At 32.2% G+C, this 25,856-nt stretch carries 25 protein-coding genes and 1 pseudogene; 17 read left to right on the top strand and 9 right to left on the bottom strand.

The features are described from left to right. Nucleotides 1-25: 25 nt before the first annotated feature. The gene (rseP, locus tag ACVCXO_RS16530; protein WP_452230696.1) at nt 26-1,366 is read right to left on the bottom strand and encodes an RIP metalloprotease RseP; all 1,341 of its coding nucleotides are present in this window, start codon (nt 1,364-1,366) and stop codon (nt 26-28) included. A 72-nt stretch (nt 1,367-1,438) separates the two neighbouring features. Next, complete coding sequence (locus tag ACVCXO_RS16525) at nt 1,439-3,379, bottom strand: M1 family aminopeptidase (protein WP_452230695.1); 1,941 nt, start codon at nt 3,377-3,379, stop codon at nt 1,439-1,441. A 114-nt stretch (nt 3,380-3,493) separates the two neighbouring features. Here ACVCXO_RS16525 and ACVCXO_RS16520 point away from each other — a divergent pair, with 114 nt between their 5' ends. The 4 genes from ACVCXO_RS16520 (at nt 3,494) to ACVCXO_RS16505 (ending at nt 6,753) form a co-directional block, all read left to right on the top strand. After that, a complete protein-coding gene (locus tag ACVCXO_RS16520; RefSeq protein WP_452230694.1) occupies nt 3,494-4,165 on the top strand; it encodes an SCO family protein in 672 nt (223 codons plus the stop codon). Nucleotides 4,166-4,238: 73 nt separating this feature from the next. Then, entirely contained in the window at nt 4,239-4,475 is a 237-nt protein-coding gene (locus ACVCXO_RS16515) for a FeoA family protein (RefSeq protein ID WP_452230693.1), read from the top strand. After that, a complete protein-coding gene (gene feoB / locus ACVCXO_RS16510) occupies nt 4,468-6,567 on the top strand; it encodes a ferrous iron transport protein B (RefSeq protein WP_452230692.1) in 2,100 nt (699 codons plus the stop codon). The genes ACVCXO_RS16515 and feoB overlap by 8 nt, the downstream gene beginning before the upstream one ends. 54 nt (nt 6,568-6,621) lie before the next feature. Then, nucleotides 6,622-6,753 (top strand): FeoB-associated Cys-rich membrane protein, encoded by a 132-nt coding sequence (locus tag ACVCXO_RS16505; protein WP_452230691.1) that lies wholly within the window; start codon nt 6,622-6,624, stop codon nt 6,751-6,753. A 297-nt stretch (nt 6,754-7,050) separates the two neighbouring features. On the opposite strand, the gene ACVCXO_RS16500 is transcribed toward ACVCXO_RS16505, so the two are convergent. After that, entirely contained in the window at nt 7,051-7,476 is a 426-nt protein-coding gene (locus tag ACVCXO_RS16500) for a hypothetical protein (RefSeq protein WP_452230690.1), read from the bottom strand. Between the two features lie 112 nt (nt 7,477-7,588). After that, entirely contained in the window at nt 7,589-8,245 is a 657-nt protein-coding gene (locus ACVCXO_RS16495) for a metal-dependent transcriptional regulator (RefSeq protein WP_452230689.1), read from the bottom strand. Nucleotides 8,246-8,344: 99 nt separating this feature from the next. Between ACVCXO_RS16495 and ACVCXO_RS16490 the strand changes: the two genes are divergently transcribed. The 6 genes from ACVCXO_RS16490 to ACVCXO_RS16465 all read left to right on the top strand — a co-directional run bounded on the left by ACVCXO_RS16490 (nt 8,345) and on the right by ACVCXO_RS16465 (nt 15,374). After that, complete coding sequence (locus tag ACVCXO_RS16490; protein WP_452230688.1) at nt 8,345-10,597, top strand: TonB-dependent receptor; 2,253 nt, start codon at nt 8,345-8,347, stop codon at nt 10,595-10,597. A gap of 40 nt (nt 10,598-10,637) precedes the next feature. Continuing rightward, nucleotides 10,638-11,549 carry a metal ABC transporter solute-binding protein, Zn/Mn family gene (locus tag ACVCXO_RS16485; protein ID WP_452230687.1) on the top strand — a complete coding sequence of 304 codons (912 nt, stop codon included), beginning with the start codon at nt 10,638-10,640 and terminating at the stop codon, nt 11,547-11,549. Between the two features lie 146 nt (nt 11,550-11,695). Continuing rightward, nucleotides 11,696-12,493 carry a metal ABC transporter ATP-binding protein gene (locus ACVCXO_RS16480; RefSeq protein ID WP_452230686.1) on the top strand — a complete coding sequence of 266 codons (798 nt, stop codon included), beginning with the start codon at nt 11,696-11,698 and terminating at the stop codon, nt 12,491-12,493. Between the two features lie 355 nt (nt 12,494-12,848). After that, nucleotides 12,849-13,976, top strand: a complete 1,128-nt coding sequence (locus tag ACVCXO_RS16475; RefSeq protein WP_452231168.1) for a metal ABC transporter permease — start codon at nt 12,849-12,851, stop codon at nt 13,974-13,976. After that, complete coding sequence (locus ACVCXO_RS16470) at nt 13,969-15,129, top strand: metal ABC transporter permease (RefSeq protein ID WP_452230685.1); 1,161 nt, start codon at nt 13,969-13,971, stop codon at nt 15,127-15,129. The genes ACVCXO_RS16475 and ACVCXO_RS16470 overlap by 8 nt, the downstream gene beginning before the upstream one ends. A gap of 98 nt (nt 15,130-15,227) precedes the next feature. Further along, nucleotides 15,228-15,374: a hypothetical protein gene (locus tag ACVCXO_RS16465; protein WP_452230684.1), complete on the top strand. Its 147-nt coding sequence runs from the start codon at nt 15,228-15,230 to the stop codon at nt 15,372-15,374. Here the strand turns inward: ACVCXO_RS16465 and ACVCXO_RS16460 are convergent. Then, nucleotides 15,371-15,530: pseudogene (locus tag ACVCXO_RS16460) on the bottom strand (DnaJ domain-containing protein); the annotation flags it as partial. The gene ACVCXO_RS16465 and the pseudogene ACVCXO_RS16460 sit on opposite strands and share 4 nt — an antisense overlap. Before the next feature lie 485 nt (nt 15,531-16,015). Here ACVCXO_RS16460 and ACVCXO_RS16455 point away from each other — a divergent pair. Continuing rightward, the gene (locus ACVCXO_RS16455; protein WP_452230683.1) at nt 16,016-16,390 is read left to right on the top strand and encodes a GreA/GreB family elongation factor; all 375 of its coding nucleotides are present in this window, start codon (nt 16,016-16,018) and stop codon (nt 16,388-16,390) included. Between the two features lie 71 nt (nt 16,391-16,461). Here ACVCXO_RS16455 and ACVCXO_RS16450 read toward each other — a convergent pair whose 3' ends face one another. Next, nucleotides 16,462-17,244: a TerB family tellurite resistance protein gene (locus tag ACVCXO_RS16450; protein WP_452230682.1), complete on the bottom strand. Its 783-nt coding sequence runs from the start codon at nt 17,242-17,244 to the stop codon at nt 16,462-16,464. Between the two features lie 468 nt (nt 17,245-17,712). On the opposite strand from ACVCXO_RS16450, the gene ACVCXO_RS16445 reads away from it, so the two are divergent. The 4 genes from ACVCXO_RS16445 (at nt 17,713) to ACVCXO_RS16430 (ending at nt 20,630) form a co-directional block, all read left to right on the top strand. Beyond that, complete coding sequence (locus ACVCXO_RS16445; protein ID WP_452230681.1) at nt 17,713-18,123, top strand: BrxA/BrxB family bacilliredoxin; 411 nt, start codon at nt 17,713-17,715, stop codon at nt 18,121-18,123. Nucleotides 18,124-18,238: 115 nt separating this feature from the next. Next, nucleotides 18,239-18,976 carry a lysophospholipid acyltransferase family protein gene (locus tag ACVCXO_RS16440; RefSeq protein WP_452230680.1) on the top strand — a complete coding sequence of 246 codons (738 nt, stop codon included), beginning with the start codon at nt 18,239-18,241 and terminating at the stop codon, nt 18,974-18,976. A 4-nt stretch (nt 18,977-18,980) separates the two neighbouring features. Next, complete coding sequence (locus ACVCXO_RS16435) at nt 18,981-19,967, top strand: acyl-ACP desaturase (protein WP_452230679.1); 987 nt, start codon at nt 18,981-18,983, stop codon at nt 19,965-19,967. A 6-nt stretch (nt 19,968-19,973) separates the two neighbouring features. Next, a complete protein-coding gene (locus ACVCXO_RS16430; RefSeq protein ID WP_452230678.1) occupies nt 19,974-20,630 on the top strand; it encodes an HD domain-containing protein in 657 nt (218 codons plus the stop codon). A 51-nt stretch (nt 20,631-20,681) separates the two neighbouring features. On the opposite strand, the gene ACVCXO_RS16425 is transcribed toward ACVCXO_RS16430, so the two are convergent. Then, nucleotides 20,682-21,554, bottom strand: coding sequence for an AraC family transcriptional regulator (locus ACVCXO_RS16425; protein WP_452231167.1), 873 nt, complete (start codon nt 21,552-21,554; stop codon nt 20,682-20,684). A 359-nt stretch (nt 21,555-21,913) separates the two neighbouring features. On the opposite strand from ACVCXO_RS16425, the gene ACVCXO_RS16420 reads away from it, so the two are divergent. Then, nucleotides 21,914-22,510 (top strand): hypothetical protein, encoded by a 597-nt coding sequence (locus ACVCXO_RS16420; protein WP_452230677.1) that lies wholly within the window; start codon nt 21,914-21,916, stop codon nt 22,508-22,510. 307 nt (nt 22,511-22,817) lie between these two features. Next, complete coding sequence (locus tag ACVCXO_RS16415; RefSeq protein ID WP_452230676.1) at nt 22,818-23,417, top strand: hypothetical protein; 600 nt, start codon at nt 22,818-22,820, stop codon at nt 23,415-23,417. An 87-nt stretch (nt 23,418-23,504) separates the two neighbouring features. On the opposite strand, the gene ACVCXO_RS16410 is transcribed toward ACVCXO_RS16415, so the two are convergent. Continuing rightward, nucleotides 23,505-25,028, bottom strand: coding sequence for a hypothetical protein (locus ACVCXO_RS16410; protein ID WP_452230675.1), 1,524 nt, complete (start codon nt 25,026-25,028; stop codon nt 23,505-23,507). Between the two features lie 24 nt (nt 25,029-25,052). Continuing rightward, entirely contained in the window at nt 25,053-25,835 is a 783-nt protein-coding gene (locus ACVCXO_RS16405; RefSeq protein ID WP_452230674.1) for an enoyl-CoA hydratase/isomerase family protein, read from the bottom strand. Nucleotides 25,836-25,856 lie beyond the last annotated feature (21 nt).

The following is a 25,856-nucleotide window of genomic DNA, read 5'->3' as shown; positions in this document are numbered from 1 at the left end:
AAATCTTTTTTAAAAAAATTTTAAATTAATTTAACCAATCTTGTATTGCTTTGAATGCATCGTTACCATTTGCAAACAGAACCAAACCTATAAGAAGTACAAAACCAACTAATTGCGCATATTCCATGAATTTATCTCCTGGTTTTCTTCCAGAAATAATTTCATATAATAAAAACATTACGTGACCACCATCAAGTGCAGGAATTGGTAATAAATTTAAAACACCAAGCATAATAGATAAGAATGCTGTCATTTTCCAAAACACTTGCCAGTTCCATTGCGCAGGAAACATTTGTCCGATTGCAGCAAAGCCTCCAATTTGCGACGCTCCTTTTTTAGTGAATATATATTGAAATTGTGCTAAGTAATCTTTTATCTCCCAATATCCCTTGCTAATTCCTCCAGAAACACTTTCGCCTAAAGTATATTCTCTTTGGTTTACCTTTATAAAATCGGGATCTGTTCTTGTTACTACAATACCAACCTTATTATCTTCGGTTGGTGTTAAAGTAAATTCCTTTTGCTCATTGTTACGTTCTACTAGTAAAACAATGTCTTTTGTCGCACTATTTTTTAATTGATACGTAAAATCTGAAAAATAAGTAATCGGATTTCCATTTACAGATACAATTTTATCCTGAGCCATAAGTCCTGCTTTTTCTGCAGGTAAACCTGGTTCTACTTCTTCTACTTGAAAAGGAGAACGTGGTTCGAAAGCAGGTAAATCTCCAGCAGCAAAAAGCTGTTTTCCTATATCTTCAGGAATAGCAAGATCTTCAATAGTACCATTAGGGTGCTCTACTTTAATCGTTTCTATATTTCTAAACATTAGGTATTTACTAACATCTTCTGATAAATCTTCAATAGGCTCACCATCTACAGATACAATTTTATCTCCTTGCTGAAAACCATAGTTCTCCATAGTTTTACTAACGCCGTAACCATGTTTTACATCATCTTTAGAAATATAAACAGTTCCCCAAACAAACAAAATCACCATGTACAGGAAGAACGCTAATAAAAAATTCATAAAAACACCACCAAGCATAATAATTAAACGTTGCCAAGTTGGTTTAGAACGAAACTCCCACGGTTGTGGTGGTTTAGCCATTTGTTCTTTATCCATACTCTCATCTATCATTCCGGCAATTTTTACATAACCTCCAAGTGGTAACCAACCAATACCATAAACGGTTTCGCCAATTTTTTTCTTAAATAAAGAGAATTTAACATCAAAGAATAAGTAGAATTTTTCTACTTTGGTTTTAAACAGTTTTGCAGGAACAAAATGTCCTAATTCATGCAAAACAACTAATATAGAAAGGCTCAAAAATAACTGAGCGGCTTTAATTATAAATACAGTCATGTATTGGTTTTTATTTGTAACGTGCAAAAGTAAGCTTTTATGCTAACTAAAAAAAACACGAAGGTGTATTGCTTAATCCTTTAACAGCCTTTTATGAAAAACACCTTGGTTCGTAGTAAATTTTACAAAGTGAATACCAGAAGACAAGCCTTCTGTACGGATACTTTCTTGATAATCTGTCTCTAACACCAACTTGCCTAAAACATCAAATATTTGAATCTGATGAATCACTAATGCATCCGGTTTATCAAATCTAAGATAGCTTGTTGTTGGATTAGGATACATTATTAAGCTGTTTTCTATTTGAAAGGTATTCGTGCTTAACGTTACCGTATTATCTTTAGAAATCAAATCAAATTCTGGATCAAATAACACGTCGCTTACCGCAAAATTTACGGTTTCTACAAATGTTTCTCCTTGAAAAGTATTATCTAAAACAATATCTAAAATCTCTCCATTTGTACCTACAATTCGTAACGGAATTGGTGCTTCAAAATAACTAACCGAACTATGACTTTGTGTTTGGCTTATTTGAAATTGAAGTTGATTTGCATTTAACCAACTCGAGCTAATATTGTAAGATGGATATCCTTGATTGTAAATCCAATCGTCAAAAAACTCCGTTAAATTTTCACCAGTAGCCGCTTCCATTTTAGCAATATAATCTGGTGTTTTAGCATAACCAAAAGCTAAATCCGTATCACTTAAGTAATCTTGCATGCCTTGATAAAAATTAGCGTCACCTGCTTTTTTTCTAAGCATGTGTAATACCATCGATCCTTTATTGTAACTTAATCTGCTACTAAAAATTCTACCAACACTTGTAGTATCGGAATCTGCTAAATATACAGCCCCATCTGGTTGCGAGGTTATTGAATTCACACGTCCTTGTTTCCAGTTTTTAAAACTTTCTTCTCCATCAAAATCCTCAATTACTAGTCCTGCTAAATACGTAGCAAAACCTTCATTTAACCAAATATCTTTCCAGCTACCACAAGTAATTTTATCGCCAAACCATTGATGTGCTAATTCATGAGCTATTAAGCTTCTTCCAAAACTTCCCATAAAAGAAACTGTGGTATGCTCCATTCCTCCACCCCAACCAAATTGAGCATGTCCATATTTTTCGGATGCATACGGATATTCTTCAAACTTGGTAGAAAACAATTCCATAATATCTACAGTAACTGCCGTACTTGTCTGTGCAGAAGTAAGGTTTTCTGGATATACATAATTTACAATTTCAAAAGGGTTTCCGTTATTAGGAACGGTATGCGAATACACTTCATAATTTGTTGCTGCAATTGCAATTAAATACGCAGGAATAGGAAACTCATGTTTGTAATATGTTGTTTTATTAGCGCCATTTACGGTTTGACTTTGCTCCACACCATTACTTACCGCAATATATTCTTCGCCTTGCGAATTGAACTGCGGCGTAGTTATATACACATCTATATTTTCAATTTTATCATTTAGATCTTGTTTACAAGGCCACCAACCTTTTGCGCCATAAGGTTCTGATAATGTCCAAATAATAGGATCACTATTATGTGTCGTTTGTGCAAAAGAACCAAAACCAGAACTTATAGGATTCCCAGAATAGGTGATTTCCACAATTCCTGTTTGCCCCGTATTCACCGTTGTTTGTAAAGTTATTACCAACTCATCATCTACATTTTGCAAATAAGTTAAGCTATTTCCGTTTTGTAAAACTTGAGAAACAAGCATATTATCTGCTAAATCAAAAGTTACTTCGGTCATATTTTCTTTTGCTACAAAATGTGTAGTCACAATCCCCGAAATACTTGCCACACTTGGGTCTATAGTAAATTCTAATTTATGATAGGTAACATCATAATTCCCTGTATTTAGATTTACTCTATGGTTGTAAATTCTATTATAAGCCGATTTAGCTTCGCCTTCCACAAGGGTATTTAAATCTTCATCAAAGGTTTGTGAAAAAGAAGAACCTATAGAAAGCAAGGTGATCAATAAAAAATAATATTTCATTTCAATAGTTTTTTTTAAGAATTTAAAGTTACAATATTTAGTTTTAACTTATGTAACCATTATTACTAGTACCGCATGAAATAATTTGTAATTTTGCATAACAAAACACTTTTTATGCTTTCGTTTTTTAAAGATTATAAATATTTCGCTCTTGTTTTAGGAATTCTGTCCATCATCATCATCACTATTTTCTACAATATTCTAAAAGTAGAAAAAGTACTACCTATTTATCAACCTGCTTTGGTAAATGCAGAATTGGTAGACAGCACCATGCAATACGTAAAAAAATATCACAAAATTGCAGACTTTAGCCTTACCAATCAAAACGGAAAAACAATAACGCAAGCGGATTATAAAGATAAAATCTATGTAGCCGATTTCTTTTTTACTACTTGTCAAACTATTTGCCCAATAATGACAGATAATATGTCTCAAATTCAAAAAGAGATTCTAAATGACGATGACGTTATGTTACTTTCCCATTCGGTGACTCCTAAAATAGATAGCGTGGCACAATTAAAACGTTATGCACTAAAAAAAGGTGTTCATGATGATAAATGGAATTTAGTAACTGGAGATAAAAAACAAATCTATGCACTCGCTAGAAAAAGTTACTTAGCAGTGAAAACTGCTGGAACTGGTGATGCGTATGATATGATACACACAGAAAACTTTATTCTTATAGATAAAAAGCGACAAATAAGAGGTTTTTATGACGGCACCAATCCGGAAGAAATAGCACAACTTATTGAAGATATAAAAATCCTAAAAAAAGAATATAAATAGTTTATTAAGCAACAATTTTTTTAGCTACTACTTTTATACTACATTTGCTTCTTTAAAATCAATCTAAATAAGCTTGCAAGTAACTATAGCACATCTTAAACGTGGAGAACAAGGCATTATCACTGATGTTTCTTCTGCTCACATACCGTTAAAACTGTTAGAAATGGGTTGTCTTCCTGGTAATACAGTCCAACTTTTACAGGTTGCTCCTTTCCAAGATCCCATGTATTTGAATATTAATGGTACGCATTTAGCAATTCGAAAAGAAACGGCAAGTCATATACTAATCGAAAAAATAGTCCATGAGTAAACAAATAAATGTTGCGCTTATTGGAAACCCAAATACAGGGAAGACTTCTGTATTTAATGCGCTTACAGGTCTACACCAAAAAGTGGGTAACTACCCTGGAATTACAGTCGAAAAAAAAGAAGGTATCTGCAAATTACCGCGTGGTGTAAAAGCACACATTATAGATTTACCAGGAACCTATAGCTTAAATGCTTCGTCTTTAGATGAAAATGTAGTTATAGAACTGCTTTTAAATAAAACAGATAAAGACTATCCAGATGTTGCAATAGTAGTCAGCGATGTAGAAAACTTAAAAAGAAATCTACTTCTTTTTACGCAAATTAAAGATTTAGAAATCCCTTGTATTCTAGTTATTAATATGTCGGATAGAATGCGATACAAAGGTATTTCATTAGATATTGATTATTTAGAAAAACAACTAAATACTAAAATAGCCTTAATAAGCACACGTAAAAACGAAGGTATAGATACCTTAAAACAACACATTGCTAATTATAAAGAATTATCGATTACGCCTTGTTTGCATGCTTCAGAAATAGATAAAGAATATTTTGATAGATTACGTCAAGCATTTCCTAATCAACTATTATACAAACTTTGGCTAGTAATTACACAGGATGTAAATTTTGGAAAAACAGACAGGCAGGAACTAGAAGCTATCGCTAGCTTTAAAACAAAATCGAAGGCAGATCTTAAAAAGCTGCAACAAAAAGAAACAATAAAACGTTACCAGTTTATAAACAATACGCTTAAAAAAGGACAAACTATTGATGCGAGTCAAGCCAAAGGTTTACGAGCAAATTTAGATAGAGTACTAACCCATAAAGTTTGGGGTTACGTTATTTTTGCATTCATTTTGCTAACCATTTTTCAAGCAATTTACGATTGGTCTAGCGTACCAATGGATTTCATTGATTCTACATTTGCATCTTTAAGTGAATGGACAAAAAACGCATTGCCAGCAGGTGCTTTTACTAATTTAATTGCCGAAGGTATTATCCCAGGACTTGGCGGAATTATCATTTTTATTCCACAAATCGCATTCTTATTCCTATTTATAGCCGTTTTAGAAGAAAGTGGCTATATGAGTCGTGTGGTCTTTTTAATGGATAGAATTATGCGACGTTTTGGACTAAGCGGAAAAAGCGTAGTACCTCTAATTTCGGGTACTGCTTGTGCCATTCCAGCAATTATGGCAACCAGAAATATTGAAAGTTGGAAAGAACGATTAATCACCATTTTGGTAACTCCGTTTACTACTTGTGCTGCAAGATTACCGGTATATTTAATTATCATTGCTTTGGTAATTCCGGAAGGACGAATCTTAGGATTAAGCTACCAAGCGTTAACACTAATGCTATTATATTTAATAGGATTTGGAACCGCAATTTTTTCAGCATACCTATTAAATAAAGTACTTAAAATAAAGAACAAAAGCTTCTTTGTAGTAGAAATGCCAAACTACAAATTACCGCTTATAAAAAATGTTGCTTTAACCGTTTTAGAAAAAACAAAATCTTTTGTATTTGGAGCTGGTAAAATAATCCTTGCCATATCTATTGTACTTTGGTTTTTAGCGTCATACGGACCAGGAAAAAACTTTAATAATGCAGAAGAGATTGTGAAAACAGAATACGCTTCGCAAAACTTATCGGAAGAGGAAATCAATCAGAAAGTAGCTTCGCAAAAATTAGAATACTCTTATATTGGTATCACAGGAAGAGCTATTGAACCTGTTATAAGACCTTTAGGTTACGACTGGAAAATTGGTATTGCTATTGTTAGTTCTTTTGCTGCTCGCGAAGTATTTGTTGGTACACTTGCAACTATTTATAGTGTTGGTAATGATGAAGAAGAGACCATTAAAAACAAAATGGCTAAAGAAATAAATCCAATTACTGGCGGCCCTTTATTTACCTTAGCTTCCGGTATTTCACTATTACTTTTCTATGCCTTTGCCATGCAATGTATGAGTACATTAGCCGTTGTAAAAAGAGAAACCAATTCCTGGAAATGGCCAACTTTACAATTAATAATCATGACCGCTATTGCTTACGTAGCAGCATTATTAGCGTATCAGTTTTTAAAGTGAGGTAATTAATAGAAAATTTTGTAAATTAATAGAATAGCAAACGACCAATAAATTATGAATACAATCATTCAAGACATACTCGTTTTTTCTACTGTTTTACTAGCAGTAGCTTTTATTGTAAAAAAGTATTTTTATAAGAAGAAATCGAAAAAAGCATGTGGAACAGACGACTGTGGTTGTCACTAAAATCCGTTTAAAAAAAGGGATCTCATAAATTTAAAACCAATTTTTATTTGGGCGTTACTTTTACGCATACCTTCCAGGTTTTAAAAACCTTAAAGGATCGCAAAAGTCAGGCTGTCACTACTCAATCTTTTTTTGCAAAAAAGGATTTCAAACATGCCGTTTCATCCTTAACGCGCTCACTCTGTCATAAAAACCTTACAAATTATAGGAATATTTAAAGTCTTTGTAAACCGTATTTATTATCAATCTATTTGAGATTTACGGTCTCACACGACTGCATTTTAATAACGCAATTTTCTAGTTTCTTACCTCTAATTGAATGTAATATTCTTCCATCGGAACCTTACCACCTGAAACAGGATACGGCAAAACATTAAAACCAGAAACATCTAGTTCTTCCGAAGAAAACAAATTCCCTAGTTGCTCCTGCGAAGAAAAAGTAGGATTAATCGTTAACTTTTTTTGTGCTATTTTGTTTCCGTTTTTAAAAACATCCACCAAAACAATTACTTCCCCAGCCCAAATACATTGCACCGCTTTAGGGCATCGAGAATCCTGCACTACTTCCACAAATTTTAATCGAACATCGGCAAACTGTACACTGGAACCAAAATGAAGTTTTGTTACAATTTTTGGCGGTGTTACTATGGTTTCCACTATAGAATCTTGTGCAAAACCAGAGCTTGTTACTAATAATAGAAAAATAAATAATAGGTGTTTCATCTTTAGTTTCCGCGAAAGCGGTAATCTTTTAAATTAATCAAGGTGTCTTTAGACATTAAATCCAATCTTAAAACCTGCCAAATTATAATTTACAAAAAGATTGCCTACATCACTAAACCTTCTTTAAATAAATATTTTTAGCGACATTTTGAGAAACAACCATCTCTTTTTCATCAAACGCAATTTTTACAGAATTATCATAAGGCTCTTTATGTTGGATAGTAATTATCGTTCCAAGCGCAATATTATTACTGTCTAGATATTTTAAAAACTCTGAAGATGTATCGTCAACTCCTACACATTTATAGACCGCTCCAATTTCTGCTTTTGCCAAAACAATTTTTTCAATATGTTTAAAATTGCCTTCTTTATCCGGAATTGGATCGCCGTGTGGATCGTGAGAAGGAGAACCTAAAAAAAGATCTAATTCCTCTATTAGTTTTTCTGATTTTATATGCTCTAAGTGCTCTGCAACTTCATGTACTTCGTCCCAAGAAAAATTTAATTTTTCTACTAGAAACACTTCCCAAAGACGGTGTTTTCTTATAATATTTAAAGCTACTCTTCTACCACCATCGGTTAAAGTAACTCCTTGGTATTTTTTGTAATCTGCATAGCCTTTTTCAGATAATTTCTTAATCATATCTGTAACCGAAGAAGCTTTCGTTTCTAAGGCCGTTGCAATAGCATTTGTATTCACCGTTTTATCACCAGTACTTCCTAAATGATAAATGGCCTTAATATAATTTTCTTCCGTTAGTGTGATCATAGCATAATTATGTAATACAAATATAGAAAAGATATATTTCTTAAAATATTTTTAGACTAATCTAAAAATAATTTTATATTTGCTTAAAAATAATTCAAGATGAAACTAATTAATTTTTTTATACTATTACTATTTTCTTCCGCTACAGCGCAAAACACCTTTAGCATCAAAGGAAAAGTGCTATCTAATGGAGAACCGCTTCCTTATGCTAATGTTTATATAAAAAACACTACAAAAGGAACAACAACCAATGATGACGGCTCTTTTATTATTAAAAATTTAGAACCCGGAAAATACAGTATCGCAGCTTCTTTTGCTGGCTACACCCTTCAGAAAAAGACAATAACCATAAAAGATAAAACCGTATTTATAACCTTTAATTTAAATGAAAATGAAGATTTAGACGAAGTTATTATAACCGGAACCTTAAAAGCGGTTTCCAGATTAGAGAGCCCTGTTCCTGTAGAAGTATACTCTCCAACCTTTTTAAAGAAAAATCCAACACCTAATATTTTTGAAGCGCTTCAAAATGTAAACGGCGTTCGCCCGCAATTAAACTGTAATGTATGTAATACAGGAGATATTCATATTAATGGTTTAGAAGGACCTTACACACTCGTTTTAATCGATGGAATGCCTATTGTAAGTGGTTTATCTACCGTTTACGGTTTATCTGGAATACCTAATTCACTAATAGAACAAATTGAAATTGTTAAAGGTCCTGCATCTTCCTTGTATGGTAGTGAAGCGGTTGGCGGTTTAATTAATGTGATTACCAAGCTTCCGGAAAATGCTCCAAGATTCTTTGCTGACGGTTTTATAACTGGCTGGAGAGAAGTGAATTTAGATGCCGGTTTTAAAGCTAATATTGATGAAAAAGCAACGGTTTTATTTGGTGTAAACTATTTTAAATACGATAATATTGTTGATAATAACAATGATAATTTCACAGACTTAACATTACAAAATCGTATTTCTGTTTTCCAAAAATGGGATTTTAAAAGAGCGAGTAATAAAAAATTATCTCTCGCTGGCCGTTACTTTTACGAAGATCGTTGGGGAGGAGAATTACAATGGACCAAAGCAGATAGAGGAGGAAATGAAGTTTACGGAGAAAGCATTTATACTTCTCGATTCGAAATCTTAGGAAACTATGAATTACCAATTAAAGAGAAAGTAAATTTTCAATTTTCTTATTCCGACCATGATCAAAACTCGGTTTATGGTGATGTTCCATATTTAGCACAACAACGTATTGGTTTCGGACAATTTATTTGGGATAAAAAAATAAACAAACACGATTTACTATTTGGTTCTGCAATACGTTACAACTACTACAATGATAACACTACAGCAACCGAAGATGCAGATCAAGTTACTATTCCTTCGCTATTTGTTCAAGATGAAATTAAGTTCAGTAAAAAACAAAGTCTATTATTAGGAATGCGTTATGACTACGATAGCAGACATGGTAATATTTTTACACCAAGAATCGCGTATAAATACAAACCAACAGACAATGATATTATTCGATTAAATGCGGGTACAGGTTTTAGAGTGGTAAATCTATTTACCGAAGAACACGCAGCACTTACCGGATCCAGAGATGTTATTATTGAAGAAGCCTTAAATCCTGAAGAATCTTACAACATAAACCTTAATTATTTAAAAAAAATGTACTTAAAAAATGGCATGTATTTCACTTTCGATACTTCTGCTTGGTATACCTATTTTACCAATGCTATTATACCAGATTACGACACCAATCCAAATCAAATCATATATAATAATCTAGATGGTTATTCTACTACTAAAGGGCTTAGTTTTAATGTGGATGCCGTTTTAGGAAGCGGTATTAAAACTTCTATTGGCGCTACCTACCAAGATGTATCACAAACAGAAAACGGTCAAAAGACAGAACAAATACTTACCGAGAAATATTCGGGAGTTTGGTCCTTTAGTTATAAAAATTACCCAACAAACCTAACCTTAGATTATACCGGAAGTATTTATGGCCCAATGCGTTTACCACTACTTGGTGAATTAGACCCAAGACAAGAATATTCGCCAACGTGGAGTATTCAAAATATTCAATTAACATTTGATGGCATTGATAATCTTGAAATATATGCTGGCGTTAAAAATCTATTAAACTGGACACCAAACAAAGGAAATCCGTTTATTATTGCAAGAGCAGACGATCCTTTTGATGAAAACGTACAGTTTAATGGAAACGGAGATGTTATAGCAACAGCAGACAATCCATATGCGCTAACCTTCGATCCTTCATATGTATATGGACCAAATCAAGGCATTCGTTTATTCTTTGGTGTAAGATATAAACTGAATTAATCACACATTTTTAGTATCTTCGTAATAAATATTTAGACCTATGAAAAAAATAATTACACTTTTTAGTATTTCTCTAGTTTTAATCGCCTGCAAAAGCGAATCTAAAGACAACGGAAAACTAAACATCGTTACCACCACAACAATGATTACAGATTTGGTTAAAAATATAGGTGGCGATCATGTAAATATTCAAGGTTTAATGGGTTCTGGAGTAGATCCGCACTTATACAAAGCCAGTGAAGGAGATGTATCTAAATTGGTAAATGCAGATATTATTTTTTATAGCGGATTACATTTAGAAGGAAAGCTTGTTGAAGTACTTGAAAAAATGGAGAGCACGAACAAAACAACCATAGCGCTTTCTGATGCTTTAGACAAAAATACACTTATAGGTTCTGAATATTTTGCCTCCAATTACGATCCACATGTCTGGTTTGATATTAATTATTTTGAGAACTTTGCTAAAAAAGCAGCTGCTGTTTTATCTGAAAAAGATCCAGAAAACGCTAAAAATTATGAAGTAAATAAGAATGCCTATATTTTGAAATTAGAAGCACTTCAAAAGAATATCAAACAAACAATAAGTACGCTTCCAAAAGAAAAAAGGATATTAGTAACGGCGCACGATGCATTTAACTATTTTGGGAAAGCTTACGGATTTGAGGTTGTTGGTTTACAAGGTATATCTACAGCAACGGAAGCAGGCGTGCAAGATGTACAAAAATTAGCTGCATTTATTATCGAAAGAAAAGTAAAAGCTATTTTTGTAGAAAGCTCTGTACCAAAACGTACTATTGAAGCTTTGCAAGCATCGGTAAATTCTAAAGGACACCAAGTTACTATTGGAGGCACTTTGTATTCGGATGCTTTAGGAAATGACGGAACTGTAGAAGGAACCTATATTGGTATGTTTGAGTATAATGTGAATACAATTGTGAATGCTTTGAAATAGTATACAGTTTTCAGTCACTGTTTTCAGTGCTTACTCGATGGAATACAAAATATAATTAGAATAAATTCCTTCCCTTTTTTTAAGGGAAGGTGGATTTAAGCTTCCGAAAAAGCTTAAAGACGGAAGGGTTTTAAAAACTAGTATTAATGAAAAACAATTCAGAAGAAAATATAAAAAACAAAAATCCTAATCAGGAGACTCCTGCCTTCACAGGAGTGTTAGCAGTAAAAGTAGACGATTTAACCGTTGCTTACAACTACAAACCTGTACTTTGGGATATTGATTTAGAAATACCCGAAGGTGTTCTTATGGCTATTGTTGGTCCAAATGGCGCAGGAAAATCCACACTAATAAAATCTATTTTAGGAATTTTAAAACCTATTGCAGGAAGCGTAACTATTTATGGTAAACCATACGACAAGCAACGTAAACTAGTAGCTTATGTACCACAAAAAGGAAGTGTAGATTGGGATTTCCCAACTACTGCTTTAGACGTGGTGATGATGGGAACTTATGGTAGCTTAGGATGGATCAAACGTCCCAGACAAAAAGAAAAGAAAGCAGCTTTGGAAGCCTTAGAAAAAGTAGGAATGCTTTCGTTTAAAGGAAGACAAATTAGTCAGCTTTCTGGCGGACAACAACAGCGTATATTCTTAGCAAGAGCATTAGTACAAAATGCTTCTATTTATTTTATGGATGAACCTTTTCAAGGTGTAGATGCAACTACCGAGATTGCAATTATCAACATTTTAAAAGAATTACGAAAAGCAGGTAAAACAGTAATTGTTGTACATCACGATTTACAAACGGTTCCGGAATATTTTGATTGGGTAACGTTTTTAAATGTGAAGAAAATTGCCACAGGACCTGTGAAAGATATTTTTAACGATGATAATTTAACCAAGACTTACGGTATTAATTATAAAGTAAGTGTTCAGAAATAAAGAGTAAGCAGTAAATAGTTAGCGGTGCGCAGTCATCAGTTGGCAGTACTTACTCGGATGAAAAACAAAAAAATGCAGTATGAAGTGGCAGTCGGCAGTGTTTACTCGATTAAATAAAAGGATGTCACTTCGAGTGATTTGTGAAGCGTGAGCAAATGGTATCGAGAAGTCATTTAAAGTTCTCGATACCATTCCGAAGAAAAATCGGAATCACTCGAACTGACAAAAAAACAAATATAATTAGAAACAATTCCTTAAAGAGATTAAAGACGGAAGGGTTTAGAAACAACTTAAGACTAGAAATAAACAGATTGCCTCGACTTAAAAGTCTCGCAATGACATAAAATATAGAATCATCGACATAACAGAATATTTTTCATTAGTCTTTACAGACTACACACTAAGAACCATCACACTTGGCACAGCACTTTTAGGCGCTGTTACAGGAATGCTTGGTAGCTTTGCAGTATTACGAAAACAAAGTCTTTTAGGCGATGCGATTTCGCATGCAGCGTTACCAGGAATTGCAATCGCTTTTTTAATTACTGGCGCAAAGGATAGCAACACTTTATTATTAGGCGCTTTAGTTAGCGGGCTTGTTGGTACCTTTTGGATTCGAGGAATAATAACCAAAACCCATTTAAAAAGTGATACTGCTTTAGGTTTAATATTATCTATATTTTTTGGTTTCGGTATGTTGCTTTTAACTTTTATTCAGAAACAACCCAATGCAAACCAAGCAGGTTTAGACAAGTATTTATTTGGTCAAGCCGCAACCTTAGTAGAAAGTGATGTTTGGCTGATGGCAATAGTAACAGGGATTTGCCTCTTTGTACTATTACTTTTCTGGAAAGAATTTAAACTCTTACTTTTTGATGCAGACTACACGAAAACACTTGGTTTCAACACCAAGTTCATAGACATTCTTATTACCACTTTTATTGTTTTAGCTATTGTTTTAGGACTACAAACCGTTGGTGTTGTACTTATGAGCGCCATGTTACTTGCTCCCGCAGCTGCAGCAAGACAATGGACAAACAGTCTTAGTGTAATGGTATTTCTAGCTGCAATTTTTGGAGCTTTTTCAGGCGTCTTTGGAACCGCTATTAGCGCCAGTCAAAACAACCTTTCTACTGGCCCAGTAATTGTATTAGTTGCTGCCGTATTTGTTGCATTCTCCTTTATATTTTCTCCAAGTAGAGGTTTGCTTTTTAAACAAATTCGATTAATAAAAAATAGACGCGATTTAGAGCTACATAAAACATTAGCTTTCATGCATCATATCGCAGAAACGCATGAAAACATTTCACATCCGCATGCCATTAAACTATTGAATAATTTTCAAGGTTTCACAAAAAAAACACTGCAGAAGTTAGTGGAGAAAAATTACGCTACAATTAGTGGTTCCATGTGGAGCTTAACGGATTTAGGGTTTAAAACCGCTGAAAATTTATACACTAAACAAGAAACGAAAGATGAATAGTGCGCAAATAGAAATACAACTTATTGCAAGCTTAGTAGCTATTGCTTGTGCTATTCCTGGTACTTTTCTTGTCTTAAGAAAAATGGCAATGATTAGCGATGCTATTAGTCATTCTATTTTACCGGGAATTGTAATTGGGTTCTTTATTACACAAGACCTCAACTCGCCTTTATTAATTTTACTAGCTGCCTTTACCGGAATTATTACGGTGGTTTTAGTTGAGTATATTCAGAAAACAGGATTAGTAAAAGAAGACACTGCCATTGGTTTAGTTTTTCCTGCACTATTTAGTATTGGTGTTATATTGATTGCAAAAAATGCGAATGATGTACATTTAGATGTTGACGCTGTGCTTTTGGGCGAATTAGCCTTTGCTCCTTTTGATAGACTTACCATTTCTGGAGTAGATGTTGGTCCGAAATCCTTATGGATTATTGGTACTATTTTACTTATAACTATTGGCTTACTTATCGCTTTTTTTAAAGAATTAAAACTAAGTACTTTCGATAAAGGTCTTGCTGCATCCTTAGGTTTTTCACCAGCAATAATACATTATGGTTTAATGTCTGTAGCATCGGTAACAACCGTTGGTGCTTTTGATGCTGTTGGCGCTATTTTAGTAGTTGCACTAATGATTGCTCCTGCTGCGACCGCATATTTACTAACCACAGACTTAAAGAAAATGCTTTGGCTTGCCGTTGGTTTTGGTGTATTAAGCGCTATTTCTGGTTACTGGTTTGCACATTGGCTAGATGCATCTATTGCCGGATCTATAACCACCATGTTAGGCTTAATATTCTTAATCGTGTTTTTATTTGCTCCGAGTAAAGGAATAATTGCTGTTATGTATAGAGAAAAGCAGCAACGTGTAGAAGTGTCATTATTAACTTTCCTATTGCATTTAAAAAACCATACCGAAGAACGAGAACGTCACGTAAATCATTTACAAGAACATATTAATTGGCAAAAAGTAAGAGCACGAACAGTGTTAGACTTGGCGTTAAAAAACAATATGATTGTTTTAGATAAAAACATAGTATCCCTTACCGAAAAAGGGGATGCTTTTACTTCTAAAGCTATTGATTACATTATCACAAATGAAGATGCACAGATTGAAGATATGAAAGATGACTTCTTCTTATTTAGAGGTTAATAGATCTATATAATCAGAATTCAAAAAAAAAAAAAAAACAGCTACACACTGAAAGCTTCTTTATTTAATACCGACTTTTACATCTCTAAATAATACTCATGAAAATATTTGAATACCTGACAGGAAAAGAAGGAATGATGATTCTTGGCTTAATTGTTTTAGTAGTCTTTTTTATTAGAAAATGGAAGGAAAAGCGCTACTTTAAGAGTGTTGAAAAACGAATTAAAAACAAAAAAACGAATTAAAAACTACGTTCTTTTTGCAACTGCTCGTATGCTTTTTGTATTTGTTTAAATTTTTCCTCTGCTCCTTTTTTATGTTTGTTCTACTTTATCTGGATGGTATTTTTTAGCCATAGTACGGTAGGCTTTTTTAATTTGGTCTGTAGTTGCCGGTTTGATGTTATCTAAAAACTTATGAGTACTATTACTTCTAGAATGATTGTCTTTTCTTTAAACAGTTAATTTTGATGAGAACAGTCGAACTTATCGTTGAGTAAGACAAATCTATTTTTAATATTCAACATTAATTTTTCATCCTTATATCATTGTAATTATCAAATATAAAGGTTAAATTTGATTAACAACTTTTGATAAAATGACAACTATTTATTTTTTAGATACTATAAAAACTTCTTTGGGGTTAGTTTTGTCATTATCTTACTTACACGACGATATTTTTTTAAAAAATTCAAAAGAGTTTATTAATTAATCCCTGTTACGACTCAAAACAGGGCTACTCTTTTTAGTATCAAATTTTTAACCTTAATTTTCTTTTAAATCTACTTTTAACACTCAAAAATGCACCTCTTTACGCTGTGTTCTTTTTTTGAATGTTTGAGTCACAACTACATTGTAATTAGAAGGAAGTTTTCAAAAAAAATATTATGTCAGAAAATGTAATTTTAACAACAGGAATATATGATATGATTAAAGATCATATCCGAAGAAAAAAAGTAACGAAACAAGAAGAAGAACTATTAGTTTTAGAATTAAAAAATGCTAAACAAGTACTTCGACGAGACTTACCAAGTAATATAGTTACGGTAAACCGACGTGTAAAAATTAAAGATCACACTGTAAATAAAGAACAAGAATATATGTTTGTTCCAACCAATAAAGCCAACAACAAAAAAAGAAAATCATCTATTTTATGTGATATTGCCGTTGCAACAATTGGACGACAAGTAGGGGATATAGTTACTTGGCCTTTTAAGGATGGAGAAAGAAAACTAGAGATTTTAATGGTTGAAAGTATGTAACGTTTTTTTTTTACAAAAAAAGAGTTCTTGTAAGATACAAGAACTCTTTTTTATTTCTATAAACTAAAGATTTAAAAACCACGTTCTTTCTGAAGTTGCTCGTATGCTTTTTGTATTTGTTTAAATTTTTCTTCGGCTCCTTTTCTATGTTCCTCTCCTAAATGTGCTACTTTATCTGGATGGTACTTTTTAGCCATGGTACGATATGCTTTTTTAATCTCAACAACAGTTACCGTTTTTGTGATTTCTAAAATCTTATATGCATTCTCGCTACTGTTATAAAACATCGCTTTAATACTGTTATAATCTCGAGAGCTTATTCCTAGATATCCAGCGATGGTAAAAATGGTTCGCTCTTCATCTTCGGTAACCATATCGTCTGCTTTGGCGATACCAAATAGAAAATGCATTAATTGTAAACGAGATGCATGATCCATCATTTGTTGAATCTGACTACAAACTTGACGTAATGGCACCGTTTGACTACTAATACCTTTAAAAAGTTTAAATGCTTTGTTCGCTCTGTCTTTTCCGTACATGCTAACAAATTGATTACGCACAAAGTCCAATTCTCTTTGGTCTTGCACTCCATCTGCTTTTATTACTACAGATGCCAGAATAAGTAAGCTTACTTCAAAATCACCAGAAGTAGTTTGCGATCTACGTTGTTGTTGTGTTCTATAATTTGGTCTTTGTTGCGTACTTCCTCTTTCAAAATCTCCTTGACCAATTGTAAATCCTTTACCTGAAGATAATGTATCTACAAAACTACCAAGTGCTAAACCTATAATGGCACCTATTGGCCCTCCAAAAGACCATCCTAAAGATGCTCCAATCCATTTTCCGAAACTCATGTTTTTATTTTTAAAGTTCAAAGATACTACTTGTTAGTTATAATATGTGTGGTTTTGTTACAGAAACCCTTTTGCATATTCGTGACATCTCCTCTTTAAAATACGGGAAGTAAAACTAAAATTGAAAATGCCGTTGTTCGCGTTAAGGATAGAAACGACATCCTTTTTTACTTTTTTGTAAAAAAGATATAGTGTATAGCCTGACCTTATGACACCATAAGTGTAATTGCCATTAGTTATTTATATTTAGCATTATAAAATGGTTCTTTTTAGCTAATTCGTCAAAATAAAAACAAACCATAGCTATTGCTATGCTTGATTTTTCTTTTTTGCCTAAACTAAAAACTCCTAATTTTCTTTAACACTAAATATAAAGAACTACTGTCATAAGGTAACACCATAATAATTATTGCACGGTTTTTGATTATCTTTGCATAGAAATAATTATTAAACATAAAATTACAAGATATGTATCCAGCAGAATTAGTAAAACCAATGCGTGAAGATTTAACCAACGTAGGTTTTGAAGAATTACACACAGTTGCAGATGTGGATGCAGCTATTGCAAAAGAAGGAACAACTTTAGTGGTTGTAAATTCAGTTTGCGGTTGTGCTGCAGCCAATGCAAGACCAGGAGCTAAAACTAGTATAAAAAACGCAAAAAGACCAGACCATATTGTAACGGTTTTTGCAGGAGTGGATAAAGAAGCAGTGAATAAAGCTCGTGAATATATGATCCCTTTTCCTCCAAGCTCACCATGTATGGCTTTGTTTAAAAACGGAGAGTTAGTACATATGCTAGAACGTCACCATATTGAAGGTAGACCTGCAGAAATGATCGCAGAAAATCTTATAGATGCGTATAACGAGCATTGTTAGTAGCCTTTTAACATTATATGTTAAAAGTTAAAGTTACACACAAACTATTACAATTAAACCACGTTTTATAGACGTGGTTTTTTTATTTTTGGAGTATTACATTTTAACAAAAAAAATGAGAAAACTTATAGCATATCCATTATCTTGTATCTACTATCTTTTTTTCGGATTAACATTAGCAGTGTTTCATCCCATACAATGGTTTTGTTTCAATGTTTTTGGATACAATGCGCATAAAAATAGTGTAGATGCTTTACAGTTTTGTCTTATGCGATGTGTAAATATTTTAGGCTCAAGACATTCGTTTTACAATGCCTATCCCTTAGATAATTCGCAACCTGTACTGATCGTTTCGAACCATCAAAGCATGGCAGATATTCCACCATTGATGTGGTATTTTAGAAAGCATCATGTTAAATTTGTAAGTAAGAAGGAATTAGGAAAAGGTATTGCTAGTGTTTCTTATAACCTGCGTCACGGAGGTTCTGTTTTAATAGATAGAAAAAACCCAAGGCAATCTATTGTGGCCATTCGTAAATTTGGAGATTATATAGAATCTACAAAACGGGCAGCAGTTATTTTTCCGGAAGGTACTAGAAGTCGTGATGGAAAACCAAAACCTTTTCAAACTAAAGGTCTGGAAACGCTAATAAAATACATACCAAGTGCTATTATAATACCAGTCACTATTAATAACTCATGGAAAAACTTACGCTATGGTAAGTTTCCTTTAGGTATAGGAAATCACTTAACTTTTACGGCACATAAACCAGTTAAAAAAAGTGATTTTGAAACGACGGAATTATTGCTAGAGCATATTGAAAAAACAATAAAAAACAGTATTAAACTATAAAATTATGTCCACAAAAAATGTAAGATTAGAAGTGATGTCGTTTTTAGAAAAAGACATAGAGTCCTTAATTCAAAAATATCTAATTCCGGTAGATACCATTTGGCAACCATCTGATTTTTTACCAAATAGCGAAGGTGATAATTTTTTTGAAGAAGTAAAAGAAATTAGAGAGCTTTCTAAAGAATTACCTTATGATTTCTGGGTAGTTTTAGTTGGTGATATGATAACAGAAGAAGCCCTACCAACCTACGAATCCTGGTTAATGGATGTGGAAGGTGTAGATCAAGTAGGAAGAAATGGTTGGTCTAAATGGGTGAGACACTGGACCGCAGAAGAAAATAGACATGGTGATGTGTTAAACAAATATCTATATCTTTCTGGACGTGTTAATATGAAAGAAATTGAAAAAACCACGCAGCATCTTATTGCAGATGGTTTTGATATTGGTACCGATAGAGATCCGTATAAAAACTTTTTATATACCAGTTTTCAAGAACTAGCTACCTACATTTCTCATAATAGAGTCGCTAAAATGGCGAAACAGAAGGGAAATAAGCAACTCTCTAAAATGTGTAAAATTATTTCTGGAGATGAAATGAGACACCATCATGCATACTGCGAATTTGTAGAGCGTATTTTTGCTGTAGATCCTAGTGAAATGATGCTTGCTTTTCAATATATGATGAAGCAAAAAATTACCATGCCTGCGCATTTTTTAAGAGAATCTGGAAACAAAATAAGTTCCGCTTTTGAAGAGTTTTCTAATACCGCACAACGTATTGGTGTATACACCGCTGCAGATTATGTAGATATTTTAGACAAACTTATTATCCGTTGGGAAATTGACAAGGTTTCCAATCTAACCGATGAAGCTGAAAAAGCTAGAGATTACCTGATGAAGCTTCCTTCTAGAATGATTCGTATCGCAGATCGTATGAAAGTTCCTGAAAACTCTTTCCAATTTAATTGGGTAGAACCTGCAAAATTATAGAAGTATATGAATACTGAAATCCTCATGGAAGCCACAAAAGCATTTGTAAAAGAAACGCTTAAAGATGCCGAAGGTGGCCATGATTGGTTTCACACCCTAAGGGTTTTTAATAATTCTTTACTTATTTCTAAAAAAGAAAACGTAGATGTTTTTGTAGTTTCATTAGCTGCCCTTTTACATGATATTGCAGATAGCAAATTTCATGGCGGAGATGATGCGGTAGGACCAAGAGTAGCACGTGAATTTCTATTTAAAGAAAATGTACCTTCTGAGGTTATCGAACATGTTGTAAACATTATTGCAAACATGTCCTTTAACAAATCCTTAGAAGGTGCATTAGCTTTTACTTCTAAAGAACTAGAAGTTGTACAAGATGCAGATCGATTAGATGCCATTGGCGCTATTGGTATTGCGCGCTGTTTTAATTATGGCGGATTTAAAGACAGAGCACTTTATAATCCTGAAATTACGCCGAATTTAAAAATGAGTACAAAAGAATATAAACAATCTACTGCTCCTACAATTAATCATTTTTACGAAAAACTACTATTGCTAAAAGATAAAATGAATACAAAGACTGGCCAAGAAATTGCGCAAGAAAGACACCACTATATGGAAGGTTTTCTAACCCAATTTTATGCCGAATGGCATGGTGAAAAGTAAGTTTGAATTCTCTTTTGCAATTTCTAATGCAGTACTTCTATTCCGGTATTTTTATTGAATTATTAATCGCATTTCATTTCTATATTTCGAGGCGCTCTTTCCTATTACTTCATTGAACACCTTATTAAAATGTGAAAAATTATTAAAACCACATTCAAAACAAATATCGGTGATACTACTTTGACTTTCTGTTAAAAGCTTTGTTGCATAAAATATACGACACTCATTAACAAACTGTGTAAATGTCTTTCCTGTAACTTTTTTAAAATACCTGCAAAACGCAGGAACCGTTAAATTTACATGACTTGCAATTTCATCTAAAGTAATATGTTCTTGATAATTTTTATTAACGTATTTAAAAATCTTATCTACTTTATTACTGTCTTGTGGTTGGGTTTCAAACATATGCCCATTTTCGTTAAGCAACACATAGTCTGCACTTAAAGCCAACAATTCTAATATCTCTAAAAGCTTTGTTACGCGTTTTATGCCTTCATATTTTGGTAACTTCTCTATTTTTGGACCAACAATTCTCTTTATTTCTGGTTTGAATAAAATTCCTTTTTTAGCGCGTTCTATTAACTGCAAAATGTTTTTCATTTCTGGCAGCTTATTAAACAAATCACCCAAAAACTCCGGATGAAATTGCACCATTGTTTCTTTCCCTTTAGAAGTTAATCGATCTGTAAATCCATTGTGCGGTAAATTAGATCCGATTAAAATCAATTGACTATTATTAAAGTAAGAAAGGTGATTACCAATATGCCTTCTCCCTTTTCCTTTATTAACATATACTAATTCTAATTCTGGATGAAAATGCCAGAAAGCTTCGCTTCGTTTTCGCTTCTTGGTTTTTTGAATAGCGGTAATAGAACTACCAAAATCCGGCGTAATTTTTCTAAATGTAGGTTTTAACTGCAAAATATTTTTTTGATATTAAATACGCTACAAATTTACAAATAATAAAAATTTTAGCATGTGTTAATTTACCACTATTATATACTATTTTAACATATATCGTTTTCGCAACAACCTACAAGGTTAAAATAGCATAGATAGTTGTAAAAATAGATGTTTAATAGACTCTCCTTTGCTTATACCTTTGTCCACATAATAATTAAACCCAAATGGTTATGAAAAAATTCATACAAGAAACAAAAGCCCAAGCAATACGCTTTATTACTATAATAGTAATAGCCAACAAAGTGATCAACTAAGAACCAATTTAATTACCGTTGTTTTAATGAAACAACGATTAGGAATATATATAACAAGAAAAGATTATGAAAAAATTAATAAAAAACACCTTAGTACTAGTAGTATTATTTACTGCTTTACTAGCAAACGCAAATGCACCTTTAAATAATTTAAAGGATGCAAAAAGAACAACTCTAACATTAAAAGATGTTAAACAAGGAGACGAACTTATCATTAAAAATGCCTACGGAATTATTCTTTACAAAGAAGTAATTAAAAATTCTGGTAATTATATAAAAGGATTTGATTTAACAGAATTACCAAAAGGAGATTACTTTTTCGAATTAAACAAAGATTTTACAATTAAAATAATTCCTTTTAATGTTTCAAATAATTCAGTTGCATTTAAAAATGACAATGAATCTACAATTTTTAAACCTTTGGTTAAAAACAAAGAGAACAAAGTGTACATCTCTAAACTATCTTTAAACTACCAACCTTTAAAAGTGGAAGTTTATTATGAAGATTTAGAAAGCAATAACTATAATTTAATCTATTCTGAAACCCTTGAAAATTCAAATAATATAAATAGAATTTTAAATTTAGATATAGAGAAAAAAGGAAACTATAGAATAGTAACAAAAACCGAAGGAAGAACATTTGTTGATTATATACAGTTTTAGTTAGATTTATATAATACTTCTTCAGTTTTCAAAAAGCGAGCATTTATGCTCGCTTTTTTGTTTTACACACTTCCGTTTAAATATTAAACTTAAAGCTCCCCATACTTTTAAAACCTTAGGTATTTAAGTAAAATTATAAGAAGCTTTGTGTGTGCTATATTATCAAAATTATATTCCATATTAACAGATAATATTTTATAATTCAAATAGTTGAGTTAAAATAGTATATATAGTTGCAAAAATAGCTGTTTTACAAACTCTCTTTTCATTATAACTTTGTCCGTATAATCATTAAACCTATAAGATTATGAAAAAATTAATGAAAAGCACTTTAGTATTAGTAGTACTATTTACTACTTTACTAGCAAACGCAAATGCACCACTAAACAGTTTAAAGGATGCAAAAAGAACAACCTTAACATTAAATGATGTTAAAAAAGGAGACGAACTATTAATTAAGAATACGTACGGCATTATTCTCTATAATGAGTTCATTCAGAATTCTGGGGATTACACCAAAGGATTTGATTTAACAGAATTACCAAATGGGGATTACTTTTTTGAATTAAACAAAGATTTTAAAATCGTAATAATTCCTTTTCAAGTCTCTAACAATATAGTTGTTTTTAAAAAAGAAAAAGAATCTATAATCTTTAAACCTCATGTTAGAAATAAAAAGAACAAAGTGTACATCTCTAAATTATCTTTAAACCAAGAACCTTTAGACATTAATGTTTATTACGAAGACGCAGAAGGTGATATCTTTAACTTAATTTATTCGGAAACCATTATGGACGACTCTAAAAATATAAGTAGAGTATTAAGTTTAGACCAAAAACTAAAAGGAACATATAAGATTGTTACAAAAACAGAAGGAAGAACATTTGTTGATTACATACAGTTCTAGTTAGATTATATAATATCAACGTAAAAAAAAAGCGAGCATTTATGCTCGCTTTTTTTGTTTAAAATACTTTTGTTACTCTGTAAAAATTTAGATTTTTATTTTAAGAAATCTTTTTTGTTCCCCAGAATCACCAAAAATAATTATGTTTCCTTCAGCATCTATAATATTGTCTTCTGTATGAAATAGAATGTCTAAATCTTTGTCTTCGTATATTTTTTTATAATTTGACTTTCCGTTTTCATCTAAAATAACACAATAGATAGCAGATTTATCTCTTTTGAATTTCCCAAATTCAACCACGCCATTTTTTGATTCTTTTATTTTTGGAGAAGCATTAAAAAAGTAATATAGTTTGTCATTCCTAAATACAGAACCATAGGATGCATGTACAGTATTAGCAACATCAAAATAAGTATCCGCCTGCTCTTTAATTATATTTTTAGCCCAAGTTAATTCACCATTATTGTTCATTTTAATTGAAATAATATCATCATAGAGATAAGTTATTCCTGTATGCTGACCATATTTATCTAGTTGTTCTTCTGCAGCTAAAATAATATTACCATTATCTTGCATGTAACCAGCATTAATATTCAAATCTTTAAACCCTTTATCCGATTTTTTACCAAGTTTTTCAATAATAAAATCATCTGAAAATTGAGCAAAACTACTTTTTTCTATACTTAGATTTTTAATATTTATATCAAACCTACATACTCCATTTGATTTTTCTTCCTTGTCTTTTCCATAAAAACCAACATAAGATAAATTATTTCCTTTTCTAACTGGCACTAAAGATTTAACAAAGTTATTGTTTGTTTGTAAATCTACTTTTTCTTGTCCATTATTAGTTAGCTTAAAGAGTTCATAATGATAGTTTACTTTATCGTCTTTTATTAATTTTCTAGTATTATTTTCAAAAACTTTACCTAATAAAAGAATGGAACCGTCTGTGTCATCTACATTAACACTTTGAAAATCAAAAAATACATCTGGAATGTTTTTCTTGAATGTGTACTCCTTTACTTGTTCGAATTTCTTATTAAAAACAAAAACTTTATGTGTTGCTTCTTCTTCATTTTTAATATCAAAAATCAAAGCACTATAGTTTTTGTTTTCAGAGAAATATACAGTTCCAAAAGAATTAGGATCATATGTTTTAGATGAAGCGTACAAAGACATAGATAATTTTTGATCTTTCCCTGATGAGCATAAATGCTTCTTTTCAAACTTCATGGATTCAATAGTAGATGATAATAAATTAAACTCATATGCATTTGTTGCTTCATCCAAACCAAACATAATCATATTAATTACACCATTATCTATAACAATATTGCTTGAAGCATTATCTATTTTCACTCTATTAGTTAATTTCAAATCACTATCATAATGCTCTATATAGTAGGCTTCCGCATTTGATCTAGAGTGCACATGAAATGTTCTTACAATTACAAGACCACCATTTCCATCATCTTCAGAAGAAACTATTTGTGTCCAATTTGTTTGATCTTTAAAGACAGGTCCTTCAATAATATTGTCAAATTCATTTTGTCCAAAAGTTAAAATACTTGTAAATAAAATTATACTTGTAATAAGTAGTTTCCTCATATGTGTTTTTATTAAATATATCGTTTATTTACCTGGAAAATCTGCTTTACGTTTTTCTAAAAAGGCGGTTGTTCCTTCTTTAAAATCTTCGGTTCCAAAACATTTTCCAAATTGTTTAATTTCTACTTTATACCCATTTTTACCATCTTTATAATTAGCATTAATGGCTTTGATGGCTTTGGCTATTGCAACCGTTGAATTACGCATAATCTTACTTGCTATTTTCTCAGCCAATGGTATTAACTCTTCTTGCGTGGTTACATGATTTACTAATCCGTAGTTTTTTGCTGTTTCTGCATCAATCATTCCAGCGGTCATTATCATTTCCATAGCACGACCTTTACCAACTAATTGCGGCAAACGCTGTGTACCTCCATAACCAGGAATTACACCAAGAGAAACTTCTGGTAATCCCATTTTAGCAGTATCACTTGCTATTCTAAAATGGCAAGCCATTGCTAACTCTAATCCGCCACCAAGTGCAAAACCGTTAACAGCAGCGATAACTGGTGTTTCTAAACTTTCTACAAAATCGAATAGTAATTCTTGTCCTTTAGCTGCCAGTTTCCCGCCATTATCTACACTAAAGTTTGCAAACTCGCTAATATCTGCACCCGCAACAAAAGCTTTTTCACCACTTCCTGTTACAATAATAACTTTGGTGTTTTTGTCTTTATTCGCAGCTTTAAAACCTTCATGCAGTTCCTGAATAGTTTCTTTATTAAGCGCATTAAGCTTTGTTGGTCTATTAATAGTAATGGTTGTTATTCCGTTTTGGGTTGCAGATAAGATGTTGTTGTATGACATTTTTATTTGGTTTTAGAAGAC

The sequence above is a fragment of the Lacinutrix sp. MEBiC02404 genome (genome assembly GCF_053601575.1).
This window is presented reverse-complemented; position numbering and strand designations above follow the sequence as displayed.

Excerpts from the sequence above, each read along its gene's own strand:
- ACVCXO_RS16440 (WP_452230680.1), top strand. The coding sequence starts at position 18,239 with ATGAGAAAACTTATAGCATATCCATTATCTTGTATCTACTATCTTTTT.
- ACVCXO_RS16420 (WP_452230677.1), top strand. The coding sequence starts at position 21,914 with ATGAAAAAATTAATAAAAAACACCTTAGTACTAGTAGTATTATTTACT.
- ACVCXO_RS16505 (WP_452230691.1), top strand. The coding sequence starts at position 6,622 with ATGAATACAATCATTCAAGACATACTCGTTTTTTCTACTGTTTTACTA.
- ACVCXO_RS16465 (WP_452230684.1), top strand. The coding sequence starts at position 15,228 with ATGAAAATATTTGAATACCTGACAGGAAAAGAAGGAATGATGATTCTT.
- feoB (WP_452230692.1), top strand. The coding sequence starts at position 4,468 with ATGAGTAAACAAATAAATGTTGCGCTTATTGGAAACCCAAATACAGGG.
- ACVCXO_RS16495 (WP_452230689.1), bottom strand. The coding sequence starts at position 8,245 with ATGATCACACTAACGGAAGAAAATTATATTAAGGCCATTTATCATTTA.
- ACVCXO_RS16445 (WP_452230681.1), top strand. The coding sequence starts at position 17,713 with ATGTATCCAGCAGAATTAGTAAAACCAATGCGTGAAGATTTAACCAAC.
- ACVCXO_RS16470 (WP_452230685.1), top strand. The coding sequence starts at position 13,969 with ATGAATAGTGCGCAAATAGAAATACAACTTATTGCAAGCTTAGTAGCT.
- ACVCXO_RS16485 (WP_452230687.1), top strand. The coding sequence starts at position 10,638 with ATGAAAAAAATAATTACACTTTTTAGTATTTCTCTAGTTTTAATCGCC.
- ACVCXO_RS16410 (WP_452230675.1), bottom strand. The coding sequence starts at position 25,028 with ATGAGGAAACTACTTATTACAAGTATAATTTTATTTACAAGTATTTTA.
- ACVCXO_RS16455 (WP_452230683.1), top strand. The coding sequence starts at position 16,016 with ATGTCAGAAAATGTAATTTTAACAACAGGAATATATGATATGATTAAA.
- ACVCXO_RS16415 (WP_452230676.1), top strand. The coding sequence starts at position 22,818 with ATGAAAAAATTAATGAAAAGCACTTTAGTATTAGTAGTACTATTTACT.
- rseP (WP_452230696.1), bottom strand. The coding sequence starts at position 1,366 with ATGACTGTATTTATAATTAAAGCCGCTCAGTTATTTTTGAGCCTTTCT.
- ACVCXO_RS16480 (WP_452230686.1), top strand. The coding sequence starts at position 11,696 with ATGAAAAACAATTCAGAAGAAAATATAAAAAACAAAAATCCTAATCAG.
- ACVCXO_RS16450 (WP_452230682.1), bottom strand. The coding sequence starts at position 17,244 with ATGAGTTTCGGAAAATGGATTGGAGCATCTTTAGGATGGTCTTTTGGA.
- ACVCXO_RS16490 (WP_452230688.1), top strand. The coding sequence starts at position 8,345 with ATGAAACTAATTAATTTTTTTATACTATTACTATTTTCTTCCGCTACA.
- ACVCXO_RS16500 (WP_452230690.1), bottom strand. The coding sequence starts at position 7,476 with ATGAAACACCTATTATTTATTTTTCTATTATTAGTAACAAGCTCTGGT.
- ACVCXO_RS16525 (WP_452230695.1), bottom strand. The coding sequence starts at position 3,379 with ATGAAATATTATTTTTTATTGATCACCTTGCTTTCTATAGGTTCTTCT.
- ACVCXO_RS16430 (WP_452230678.1), top strand. The coding sequence starts at position 19,974 with ATGAATACTGAAATCCTCATGGAAGCCACAAAAGCATTTGTAAAAGAA.
- ACVCXO_RS16520 (WP_452230694.1), top strand. The coding sequence starts at position 3,494 with ATGCTTTCGTTTTTTAAAGATTATAAATATTTCGCTCTTGTTTTAGGA.
- ACVCXO_RS16405 (WP_452230674.1), bottom strand. The coding sequence starts at position 25,835 with ATGTCATACAACAACATCTTATCTGCAACCCAAAACGGAATAACAACC.
- ACVCXO_RS16435 (WP_452230679.1), top strand. The coding sequence starts at position 18,981 with ATGTCCACAAAAAATGTAAGATTAGAAGTGATGTCGTTTTTAGAAAAA.